We start from the raw sequence: 10,811 nt of genomic DNA, 5'->3' as shown, positions 1-10,811 counted from the left end.
TCACGTCAGTTGCTCTGGAACTGCGCGCTTGCCGCACTTTCAACCAAACTCTATGACGGAAGCGTCGGCAGAATCAGATGTCGATTGAGCGTGCCGGTAACGGGAACGCAGTGAGGTCTCATCGGGCCAATTCTGCGGCTGTCCCTGCAACTGTAAGCGGCGAGCGCGTGACATGAGTGGGGTTCGCTCCACGACCACTGGGCGGCGATGTCCGTCTGGGAAGGTATGTCGCGTGCAGTGACCCGTGAGCCAGGAGACCGACCGGTGCGTGTCGCTCTTGCCGGGCTCATGGGATTGGCCAGGCGCGAAACGAATTTCGTCCGGGCGACGAGTAGCGGTTGGAGCCGCATCGGCAGGACCGCCGGGGGATGCGCGCGTCCGTCCCTTGGCAGTCTCGTCGACCGCGTTTGCGCGGACGCTCCGGCCAAGTCGCCTGGCGCCTTGGAAATTCGTGTCTATGAAATACGCTCATTTATTGCTTCTGTCTTCCGCGTTCCTGACAAGTCCGGCGCTCGCGCAAACGATCGATCCCGATGCCGATCCCGAAACCTCCAACACCTCGATCGTCGTTACCGGGAACCGCGCGACCGATCCCGTGCCGATCGACCGGGTCGGCGGATCGGTCACGGTCCTCGACCGGCAGGTCCTCGATCGGCGGCAAGTGCGCGAGGTGTCCGACGTGCTGCGCGACGTCCCGGGTGTCGCGGTCGGACGGGTTCCCGGCCAGACGCAGATCCGTTTGCGAGGGGCTGAAGCCAATCATACGCTCGTCCTGGTAGATGGGATAGAGGTGTCCGACCCCTACGCTGGAGAATTCGATTTCGGAACGCTTATCGCCGACGAGGCGGCGCGGATCGAAGTGCTGCGCGGGCAGCAGAGCGCGATCTACGGATCGGACGCGATCGGCGGCGTCATCCAGTACATCACTCTCGGCGGCCGCGATGCGCCCGGGGCGGTCGCGCGTATCGAAGCCGGTTCGTTCGGCACGCTGAACGGCGCTGCCCGGATCGCCGGATATAGCGGCGATCTCGACTACGCGCTGTCCGCCACGCTTAACACCACCGATGGAACGCCAGGCGCCCGCAACGGCACGCGCAACCTTGCGAACGACAGCGGTGCAGTCTCTCTTAAGACGACGTTCGCGCCTACGTCCAATGTACGCCTCACCGGCGTATTGCGCTACGCGCGCACTGATGCCGAATTCAACGACAGCGATTCCGATCCAGCAAGTCCGACGTTCGGATTCCAGGTCGATAGCCCCGGCAACCGTTTCGAGAACGAGGCTGTCTATGCGCTCCTGCGGGGTGAGCTGGATCTTCTCGACGATCGCTGGACCCATGCGTTGTCGGCACAGATCGCGGACACCCGGCGCGACGGTTTCGCTTCGACTGGACGCAGCTACGGCAGCGAAGGGCAGAGGCTGAAAGGGTCCTACGATACGACGTTGCGTATCGAAGCTGGCGGTCTCACACACCGGGTCACGGCGGCTCTCGATGTCGAACGCGAACGTTTCCGTAACACCGATCCGACCGGCTTCGCATTCACCGGTCGCCGGCAGATCGACAATGTCGGTCTCGTCGGCCAGTATGCAATCGATCTAGGAGACCGGGCGAGCGCGTCCGCTTCGATCCGCAGGGACTGGAACGACCAGTTCGCCGATACGACCACATACAGACTTCAGGCGAGCTATCGGATCGCTGCAACGACGCGGGTGCGCGGGGCCGCAGGATCGGGGGTGAAGAACCCCTCGTTCTACGAACTCTTCGGTTTCGTGGACGGCCGCTTCATCGGCAATCCCGACCTCAAGCCCGAGAAGTCGAGTGGATGGGAGATCGGGATCGACCAGTCGCTGTTCGGTGAGCGCGCTTCGATCGGGGTCACCTATTTCGAAAGCGAACTGGACGACGAGATATTCACTTCTTTTCCGCCCCCGAACTTCATCGCCAGCCCTGGCAATCGCGATACCGTATCTAGGAGAAACGGTGTCGAGGTGTTCGGCGAGGCGCGATTCGGCGAGGCTTGGAGCGTCAATGGAGCCTACACCTATCTGCGTTCCCGCGAGGATGGCATGCGCGAGGTACGTCGGCCCTCACATACCGCCAGTCTGGCCGTCGATTGGCGCGCCCCCAAGGATGCGGGAGGGGTCACGCTCGTCGCGCGCTACAATGGCGAGACGATCGACAGCGCTTTCATCGATCCCTCCTTCGTGCCGGTTCGCGTGCAACTGGACGACTACCTACTGCTGAACGTCGCCGCCGACGTGAGGGTCATGGATAATGTCGAGCTGTTCGGCCGGGTCGAGAACCTGACGGCCGCCGACTACGAGGATGTCTTCAGCTTCGCTACGCCGGGACGCTCGTTCGCCGTCGGCGCGCGCGCCCGATTCTAGGGAGAATTTCGATGACGGATGAAATGACGGCTCAGTCCGAGACTGCGAGGTTCGCATGGCCTGTCACACTCGCCTTGGCGACGGTGGGCGGATCGCTGGCCGCCGCCTGCATGATGCCGTTCGTGGCTCTTGCGATCGTGAGCGCCGCGACCATGCGCCGCTCGCTCGCGCTGGCGACGATCCTCGCGATTTGGGTGACAAACCAGGTGCTGGGGTTCACCGTCCTCGGTTACCCGCATACGGGTTATGCGTTCGCCTGGGGCGGTGCGCTGGGCATCGCATCGATTCTCGCCATGTTCGCAGGTGCCACCATCTTGGGCGAACGCGACGAGCTGAGCTCGTTTCGGACGCTGGGCGCGTTTCTGGTCGGCTTCTTCATTTACGAAGGGGCGCTATTCGGGTTTGCGTTGGTGGTAGGCGGGACCGAGATGTTCACGATGCCGATCGTGGGACAGATCCTTGTCAACGATGCACTGTGGTTCGCAGGACTTTCGGGCGGGTATTGGCTCCTTACCAGGACCGTTCCAACGCTATTCGGACCCGCGCCGCGAATACGGTTCGCCTGATATGGCGCAACCGCGTATCGTATCTCTCCTGCCGAGCGCGACCGAGATCGCAGTCGCGCTCGGGTTGGGAGGGAGCCTCGTCGGTCGCTCCCACGAATGCGACTATCCCCCTTTCGTAAAGGGGTTGCCGGTCGTCACGTCGACCAAGCTCGAGAAGGGATTGACGTCGCGGCAGATCGACGACCGGGTTCAGGAAATCGTGCGGCAAGGACTGTCGGTGTACGAGGTCGATACCGCGCTGCTGCGCGACTTGCGACCCGACCTCATCCTGACGCAGTCGCAATGCGCGGTCTGCGCGGTCACCCCTGCCGATCTGGAGGGGGCACTGAGCAAATGGACCGGAACCGCACCGGTTCTGCTTTCGCTAGCGCCCGATACGCTGAAGGATGTGTGGGGCGATTTCGTCGAGGTCGCCGAAGCGGCGGGAATTTCCGAGCGGGCGTCGTCGGTGGTTGGTGGCCTGAGAGCGCGCATGGCAGGGCTGGCCGGAAACCGAGCGGAAAGGATAGATCGCCCCAGTGTTGCCGCGATCGAATGGATAGATCCGCTGATGGCGGCGGGAAACTGGGTGCCCGAACTGATCGAGGCGGCCGGTGGTCGCCCATTGTTCGCGCGAGCTGGTGAACATTCTCCGTGGCTGGATTGGGATGACTTGATCGCTGCCGATCCCGATCTGATCGTCGCGATGCCCTGCGGATATCAGTTGCCACAGACGCTCGCCAATCTTGAGACGCTCGTCGACCACTCCGGTTGGAATGACCTTAACGCGGTTCGCAAAAGGAAGGTCTTTGCCGTCGATGGCCATCATTATTTCAATCGCCCCGGCCCACGACTCGTCGAATCGGCCGAGCTCATTGCGCAATTGCTTGGAACAAATCAGGTGCGAGCATTCGAAATGGGACAGGACTGGATAGTCATCGGCGGGGATTGACGATGTTTTCCGCACTGTTCGACGCAGATGATCTCCCCGCCCCCTTCTTTTTAGAGCGGCGAACCGATACAGAAAACTAGCTGGATGCAACGTTACGCGCATTCAGTTTTAAGTTCGCACCGGTAACGGGAACACAGTGAGGCCTTCCAAGGTCAAATCTGCGGCTGTCCCTGCAACTGTAAGCGGCGAGCAAGAAATACTGGCGGGTGTCTCCGCAGCCACTGGACTGATTGTTTAGTTCGGGAAGGTGTATTTCAAGTGATGACCCGCGAGCCAGGAGACCGACCGGAGCGAGTCGCTCTTGCCTGACTCATGGGATTGGTCGGGCGCGAAATCATTTTCGTCGGAGCGACGATAAGCGGCTTGGATTGCTCCGAGCACGCCCGGTCGGCGTATAGCGTCCGTTGACCAGGCTGTTCGGCCGAGGTTCGGAGATCCAAGCCATTATATCGGCGTGAAGGGCTTAGAGCTCACGGAGAAAATACCATGTTCAAAACTAAGACGAAGGTTCTGGCACTCTCGGCTGCGATCGCATTCGGCTCTTCTGCCGCGGTTGCTCAGCAGACGGACATCGGGCCGTTTCTACCCGAAGTGGGACAGGCCATAGCTGCGGCCGAACAAGGTGCGCAAAACATCTGTGCTTCGAATGGCGGTCTGGCCTCGTTCAACGTCATTCGCATAATCCAGAATGCCGGTTATTACGCGGCGCAATTCGAGTATTCATGCAACGGTTAATTCTCAAGCCACTTTGCATTGAATGAGAAGGATGAACGGCGCCGGGCTCAAACTCGGCGCCGTTTTCGACTGCGGGTTGCGACTGCCCTTTTGTCGACCGCTGACATTCTGAAATTTTCGCGACGATTTGTTGAGTCTCGGAGAGCGTAGCGCGTAGCTACCGCTTCACGATCAACCGTTTTTGGGGGGTTCAGATCTTGTACCAGAATGGCTGGGATCGGGGGGCGTTACCGACGACAACCGGTTCTTCATGAACGACCGCTTTTGGCGATAGGTCGAATGCGCTGCTACGACCGAAATTGAGGGTCGGAAGCAAGCATCTTGATAACGGTCGTTTTTCGGAGATCGGCACTGAGCCGCTTGGAAACTCCAAGATCATTCCTGCGCATCTCCGAAAACACTCTCCCGTTTCCATCTCCGAAAACAGATGAGGTCCAGTTGAGTTTCCGGAGAGAGACCGTCTGTAGTCGGATACACCTAGGTCAGCAGCCGCGATCAGTGCCCTGCCCCATAGCTAGACGGGCTGCGCGAGGCAGAGCGCGGCCCGAATTGACGCTCATGCCGCCTCTTTAAGCGTCAGCTCGACTTTCATATGGGCGGCGGCGGCAATGTTGACGAGCGCATCGAGGGAAAACTTGGCCAGCTTGCCGCGCAACAGATCGCTGGTCCGGGGCCGGGTCAGGCCAAGCCGGGTAGCCGCTTCCTGTTGCGGGACATCCCAGCTCAGCACCACCTTGCGGATTTCAAAGAGTAGCGCCGAACGCAGTTTCAGATTCGCGGCCTCTTGCTCGGTATCGGCCAGCGCGTCCCACACATTTTCATACACTTCCGAAGTCATTGATCCGCCTTCCACTGTTTCAACCGCCGCGTCGCTAAATCGAGGTCTTTCTTTGCTGTCGCCTGGGTCTTTTTCTGAAACGCATGCAGCACCAGAACCCGGTCCTCCAATTTCGCCAGGTAGATCACCCGGAACGCGCCCGATGCTTCCCTGATGCGAATTTCCCTCACGCCTTTGCCCACGGTTTTCATGGGCTTCCAGTCATCGGGGTCTTCACCGCGCTGGACAAGTTCGAGCTGCCAACCGGCATCAAGACGCGCGTCCTCGGGAAAAGCGCGAAGATCGGCCCGGCTACTTCCCAGCCATTCTATCAACTTCATCATAAGCGCGTATCAAATCCGATACATTCTGGCAAGCCGTTTGTAGTGAAGGTGATGGTGTTCGCTATACGCATCGCCGCGCCTCAAGGGTCCTTGGCGCATCGCGTTCACCTTCCCAACCCTCGCCCCCTCCCCCAATCGAACCCGATGCTTGTCGCCAGCTCGCGCCCAAGGCTGCGGCCCATGCCGATACTGATGCCGAGCTGCTGCTTGCGCCCGGCAAGGAGAGATTCGAGCTGCGGGTCGCGTTCCAGGCTCTTTGCCATCCCGCCCATCTGCGCGGTGATCCGTTTCATGCCGGTCATGTTGCCCTGCCGATAGGCCGTCTCGCGCGCACTATCGAGCTTGCGCCAGTCGGCAACGAATCGGTCGGCGCGCGCCGGTGCATTCTGGCGCAGTTCGCCTTCAAGCTGTAGCGCGCGGATAGCGCGGGCGGTGCGCCCGCTCGCCGTCTTGTGGGCGAGCGCCGGGTCGGCCTTATAGGCGCGCTCGATGTCCCGCGAGTGATTGGGGTCGAAGGCGTCGAGCGCCGCGCGCCGCTGGGCCAGTGAGTCGCTCTGCTCGGGGCTGACGGCCCGCCCCTGCTCGCCTGCGCGGAAGATATCCGATACCGAGCGGGCGTGCTCGATCACTGTTCGTTTGAACCGCTTCCAGCCATCCTCCAGGCGATTACGGATATCGCCTGCGAGCGAACGGCGCTCGGCAAACGCACGACCATACTCATCAGCCCGCTCGGGTGTGTAGTCGGTTGCCATATCCTTGGCGCGGTCGCGCGACAGAGTGCGGACCAGCTTATCGGTCGAAGCGAAGTCGTCCCGGCCATAGTGCAGATCAATGCCCGTCCGGTGGCGCGACAGCGCGACATAGGCGGCATGCCGGTCGAGGCCCGGCGTCGCGAGCACATGCGCACGATCGACCGTCATCCCCTGCGCCTTGTGGATGGTGGCGGCGTAGCCGTGGTCAATATGCGCGTAGTCTTTCAGGTCGAACGCGACATGCCGCCCGTCATCGAGCCGTGCGGCCATGCGCTCGGGGTTGATCTGCTCGATGGTGGCCAAGCTGCCATTCTTCACGTCCATGTCCCGCTCGTTTCGCAAGAACATGACGCGGTCTCCCGGCGCAAAGCTGCGCTCACCGCGCTCAGTGGCGAGCGTGACCTCATCGCCAAGCTCGCCTGCCCCACGCAGTCGTTTGCGCGCGGCGATGTTCAACGCCCGCACCTCGTCATTGGTGTGGGTCAGGATGATCCGGCTCTCATCGGGTGAGGCGGCGCGTTCCCGGTCCCACCGTCCAATGAGATCATTCCGCGCCGCTGCGCGCGTCACCGCATGATGTACAGCCCCGTGCTGCTCATAGGCCGCCAGCGCCTCGCCCGTCCGTCCGGTGGCGAGCTGGCGGGTCGCATCACGCTGCCAGTCCTCGCGCTGGCGACGGACCTCGCCGATCTCGACCGCGCCGTGTCGCTCGGCAACACAGCGAAACGCCGCGCCCGCCTCGATGGCCTGAAGCTGCTGCGGGTCGCCGACCAGCACCACCTTCGCGCCGCGTTTCTCCGCTTCGGTCAAGACACGCGCCAACTGGCGCGAGCCGACCATGCCCGCTTCGTCGATTACTAATACGTCACGCCCGGCGAGCAACTCGCGGCCCTGGCCCCACTGATGCTCCAAGCTCGCAATGGTGCGCGCAGCGATGCCCGATCCACCTTCGAGGTTCTCGGCGGCGATCCCGGACAACGCCGCGCCCCGGACCTGGTAGCCCGATGCCTCCCAAGCCTCGCGCGCAACGCCCAGCATCGCGGACTTGCCCGACCCCGCATAGCCCACCACCGAGGCGAGGCCCTCCTTCCCGGTCACATGCAAAAGTGCATCGCGCTGTTCGCCGGACAGGGTTAGGCCGCGCTCGCGCGATGCGGTCAGCGCCGCGTCGCGATGGCGAAGCGCGACACCATGATCGCAGCGTTTCGCCAGCGCGTCGGCGGCGCGGGTGAGGCGCTCCTCGACCGCGATCATGTCGCGACTGGTGAAGCGGGTCTGCCCGCGCCCGTCCTGGCCCAGTTGCACAAGCTCCGGGCAACCGCGCATCGCCGCCCGTGCCTGCTCGAACTGCTCCTGCCCCTCGGTATGCCGATGCAGGAATCGCAGCATGTCCTCACGGGTGAACGTCGCTTGGCTGTGCGTCATCGCGTCAAGCGCGATTTGAGGATCGGCGATGATCTTTGCACCATTCTCGCGCGCGATGCGCAAATGATCCTCGGCGCGCTCGGCGATGTCGCCGCGCTCCAACCGGCGCGAGGCGGCGGGGCCAATCTTGTGCTGCGGTTCGAGGCTGATGCCCTGCGCTTCCAAACTGCGATGATCGATTCGGGTGTCGATATCGAGTTCCGCCAGCCGTTCGTTGACGTGATCGGCCCAGCGTTCGCGCCAGCCTGTCAGCAGCTCGGTGCGGTTCCAGTCGCGGTTCTTCGGCCCGAACCCGTCCTCGCTGACTTCGCGCATGGTGAGCATGACGTGCGCGTGCGGCTTGGCGAGGCCGTCCGCCCCGATATCGCAATGCACATTGAGGTCGGCGATCATGCCGCGCTCGACAAACTCGGCTTCGACGAAATCGCACGCCAACGCGATGCCCTGCGCCTCGCTCATCTCGCGCGGGATGGCGAACTCGACCTCGCGGGCGAGCTGTGCGTCCTTTCGGACCTCCACCGTCTCGACCGCGTTCCACAGCCGCTCGCGGTCGGCGAAGTCGTGCGGTGCGTGCTCCGGAAGCAGGACTTCGGAATGCACGACGCCGGATTTGTTGGTGAAGTCATGGTGCCGGTCGAGCCGTTGGTCGTGGAGCCGCGAAGCGGAGCGGTAGGCGGCGGATGCCAGCGCGCTGCTGCCCGCCGCCCGCGAGATGACCTTGGCCGAGAAATGGTAGATCGCCATGACGGCCATCCAGTTACACTGCAAAGCGCACGTCGGCACGACGTATAAGCGCGCCCTCACAAGAAAGATTCTTGCTCGGGACCAGACCGTCCCGCCCTGTTCCGGCCTTGCTAAAGCCTTTGGGCTCCTACTGATTTACACTGCGCGCATCGACAGTCTGGAGATGAACCGATGCGCAAACCAAAGGACTATGATGCTGAACTCAAGGCACTCAACGAAAAAGCCAAACAGCTGCGCCAGCGAAAGACAATACAGCATGGCGAACTGGTCGCGGCTACCGGGGCCGACGCGCTGGACCCGGACCTGCTCGCGGGCGGAATGCTCGAACTGGTCGCGCTTGATGATGCGCGACGGAAGGAGGAATTGCGCGAACGCGGCGCTGCCTTCTTTCGAACGACAAAACGCCGCGCTGCGCGCGCAACTGGCGGCAATGCGAAAAGCGCAGCGAGGAGCGATGGCAGCACAGCATCGTCTGCAAGCGAAGCGGGCGCGACATGACCGGCGCGCCTGGGTCGTGAACCGCCGCGAGCGCACCCGCCATCTGATCGAGCTGGGCGGACTGGTCCAGAAAGCCGGTCTGATCGAGCTGACCGACGATGACCGCGCGGTTCTGCTCGGCGCGTTCCTTACGGTTGCCGCGAAGCTTCAAGGTGAAGAACGCGAACAGGCGCTGACCTTGTGGCGGCGTCGGGGTCGCCGCGCGTTCCGACGGGAATGATGCGAATTGAGGGTGCAGGCCGAGTCCGGCTTTGCTAGGCTGAAACAAATGCATAGCGATCTCGATCACCTCCCACCACAGAAACAGCGCGAGTTGGAGCGCGTGGTGCAGCTGATATTCGAGGAGTTCGACGATGCCTTCGCGTTAGCCAAACACGAATGGAAAAAGGCTGGGCGAATTTTGAAGGTGATCCTCTACGGAAGCTATGCGCGCGGCACCTGGGTTGACGAGCCGCATACGGCGAAGGGCTACCAGTCGGACTACGACCTGCTCATCATCGTCAACGACAAGCGGCTGACTGATCGGGTCAAATACTGGTCAAAGCTCGATGACCGGTTGATGCGTGAGTACGGCGTCACGAAGGCGCTCAAGACTCCCGTCAACTTCATCGTCCACACTCTGCAGGAGGTGAATGACGGGCTGGCCCATGGGCGCTACTTCTTCATGGATGTGAAGCAAGATGGCGTTGCGCTCTACCAGTCCGATGACACCGAACTGCACACGCCCAAGCCTAAAACGCCAGAACAAGCTCATACGATGGCGAAGGAGTATTTTGACGAGTGGATGCCGAGCGCAGCCAGCTTCTTGAAGGGCTATGGGTTCTACATGTCGGAGGGAGATTGGAAGAAAGCGGCATTTCTTCTGCATCAAGGCACCGAAACGCTTTATCACTGTGTGCTGCTGGTCTGCACCTTCTACACGCCCCACGTGCACAATCTCGGCTTCCTGCGCACCCAGGCTGAGCGCATCGATCAGCGCCTGATCTATGTCTGGCCGCGCGAGACGAAACGCGACCGAGCGCGCTTCGAGAAGCTCAAAGAGGCCTATGTGAAGGCGCGCTACTCAAAGCACTATCGCATCACCAAGGAAGAGCTTGAATGGCTCGGCGAACAGGTTGAGGAACTTGGCCGGGTGGTTCACGAAGTGTGCTCGGGGCAACTGTCCAAACTCGAGAGCGCGGTTCAATCCGCGTGATCGCCTGCTTCTACACTAGCAGCTTGGGGAGCTATCGCGCCCTCGCGTCGTGATCTTCGCAAATCAACACAAGCGCTCCAAAATCCTCACGCTCGCCAAGCCGGTCCGCGATTCTCCGCACACATTCCAGCGGCAAGCCATTCTCATGCGTCAGGGAACGCAGATAGTCGTCGCGCGTCTCCGCTCCGCACGCTCGATACATCAGCAACAAATCGGTCATGTCCCTTTTCCTCCGGCTGAAGGTCGCACTGCCTGCGGCATGCGGCTCTGCCTTCCGGCGAGGATGGGAGGGGGAGGGAAAGCCGGAACCGATGCCTTGGCGCGGGCCAGCGGGCGAAGCCCGCCACCCGGGGGCGTCTGTTCCGGTTTGGGAACGAGAGGGCGAAGCCCTTGGCGTTCCCTTCAACGAAGAAAC

At 62.0% G+C, this 10,811-nt stretch carries 11 protein-coding genes and 2 riboswitches; of the genes, 7 read left to right on the top strand and 4 right to left on the bottom strand.

Going from position 1 to position 10,811, the window contains the following annotated elements; genetic code table 11:
- The first annotated feature begins 77 nt into the window (after window positions 1–77).
- A riboswitch (cobalamin riboswitch) is annotated at window positions 78–281 on the top strand.
- Window positions 282–457: 176 nt separating this feature from the next.
- The 4 genes from ACGHJ7_RS01805 to ACGHJ7_RS01790 all read left to right on the top strand — a co-directional run bounded on the left by ACGHJ7_RS01805 (window position 458) and on the right by ACGHJ7_RS01790 (window position 4,621).
- Window positions 458–2,389: a TonB-dependent receptor domain-containing protein gene (locus ACGHJ7_RS01805; protein ID WP_348051738.1), complete on the top strand. Its 1,932-nt coding sequence runs from the start codon at window positions 458–460 to the stop codon at window positions 2,387–2,389.
- 11 nt (window positions 2,390–2,400) lie between these two features.
- The gene (locus ACGHJ7_RS01800; protein WP_348030022.1) at window positions 2,401–2,955 is read left to right on the top strand and encodes a hypothetical protein; all 555 of its coding nucleotides are present in this window, start codon (window positions 2,401–2,403) and stop codon (window positions 2,953–2,955) included.
- 1 nt (window position 2,956) lies between these two features.
- Window positions 2,957–3,886 carry a cobalamin-binding protein gene (locus tag ACGHJ7_RS01795; RefSeq protein WP_348030023.1) on the top strand — a complete coding sequence of 310 codons (930 nt, stop codon included), beginning with the start codon at window positions 2,957–2,959 and terminating at the stop codon, window positions 3,884–3,886.
- Between the two features lie 86 nt (window positions 3,887–3,972).
- A riboswitch (cobalamin riboswitch) is annotated at window positions 3,973–4,191 on the top strand.
- A 181-nt stretch (window positions 4,192–4,372) separates the two neighbouring features.
- Entirely contained in the window at window positions 4,373–4,621 is a 249-nt protein-coding gene (locus tag ACGHJ7_RS01790; protein ID WP_305959967.1) for a hypothetical protein, read from the top strand.
- A 556-nt stretch (window positions 4,622–5,177) separates the two neighbouring features.
- On the opposite strand, the gene ACGHJ7_RS01785 is transcribed toward ACGHJ7_RS01790, so the two are convergent.
- The 3 genes from ACGHJ7_RS01785 to traA all read right to left on the bottom strand — a co-directional run bounded on the left by ACGHJ7_RS01785 (window position 5,178) and on the right by traA (window position 8,703).
- Window positions 5,178–5,459, bottom strand: coding sequence for an XRE family transcriptional regulator (locus ACGHJ7_RS01785; RefSeq protein ID WP_348030024.1), 282 nt, complete (start codon window positions 5,457–5,459; stop codon window positions 5,178–5,180).
- Window positions 5,456–5,782 carry a type II toxin-antitoxin system RelE/ParE family toxin gene (locus ACGHJ7_RS01780; RefSeq protein ID WP_348054312.1) on the bottom strand — a complete coding sequence of 109 codons (327 nt, stop codon included), beginning with the start codon at window positions 5,780–5,782 and terminating at the stop codon, window positions 5,456–5,458. The genes ACGHJ7_RS01785 and ACGHJ7_RS01780 overlap by 4 nt, the downstream gene beginning before the upstream one ends.
- Window positions 5,783–5,886: 104 nt before the next feature.
- Window positions 5,887–8,703 carry a Ti-type conjugative transfer relaxase TraA gene (gene traA / locus ACGHJ7_RS01775; RefSeq protein ID WP_390474080.1) on the bottom strand — a complete coding sequence of 939 codons (2,817 nt, stop codon included), beginning with the start codon at window positions 8,701–8,703 and terminating at the stop codon, window positions 5,887–5,889.
- A 171-nt stretch (window positions 8,704–8,874) separates the two neighbouring features.
- Here traA and ACGHJ7_RS01770 point away from each other — a divergent pair, with 171 nt between their 5' ends.
- Genes ACGHJ7_RS01770 through ACGHJ7_RS01760 form a run of 3 tightly spaced genes read left to right on the top strand, consistent with a single transcriptional unit; the run spans window position 8,875 to window position 10,396 of the window.
- Entirely contained in the window at window positions 8,875–9,201 is a 327-nt protein-coding gene (locus ACGHJ7_RS01770; RefSeq protein ID WP_348030029.1) for a conjugal transfer protein TraD, read from the top strand.
- Complete coding sequence (locus tag ACGHJ7_RS01765; RefSeq protein ID WP_390474078.1) at window positions 9,134–9,421, top strand: conjugal transfer protein TraD; 288 nt, start codon at window positions 9,134–9,136, stop codon at window positions 9,419–9,421. Before ACGHJ7_RS01770 ends, ACGHJ7_RS01765 begins: the two co-directional genes overlap by 68 nt.
- Window positions 9,422–9,469: 48 nt before the next feature.
- Window positions 9,470–10,396, top strand: coding sequence for a HEPN domain-containing protein (locus tag ACGHJ7_RS01760; protein ID WP_390474076.1), 927 nt, complete (start codon window positions 9,470–9,472; stop codon window positions 10,394–10,396).
- A gap of 31 nt (window positions 10,397–10,427) precedes the next feature.
- Here ACGHJ7_RS01760 and ACGHJ7_RS01755 read toward each other — a convergent pair whose 3' ends face one another.
- Window positions 10,428–10,616 (bottom strand): hypothetical protein, encoded by a 189-nt coding sequence (locus tag ACGHJ7_RS01755; RefSeq protein WP_348030031.1) that lies wholly within the window; start codon window positions 10,614–10,616, stop codon window positions 10,428–10,430.
- Window positions 10,617–10,811: the final 195 nt, after the last annotated feature.

It is taken from the genome of Altererythrobacter sp. MTPC7 (genome assembly GCF_042851395.1).
In the GTDB taxonomy this organism is placed as follows: Bacteria; Pseudomonadota; Alphaproteobacteria; order Sphingomonadales; family Sphingomonadaceae; genus CAJXSN01.
The sequence above is the reverse complement of the archived record's forward strand: the minus strand, read 5'-3'. Positions and strand labels throughout refer to the sequence as shown.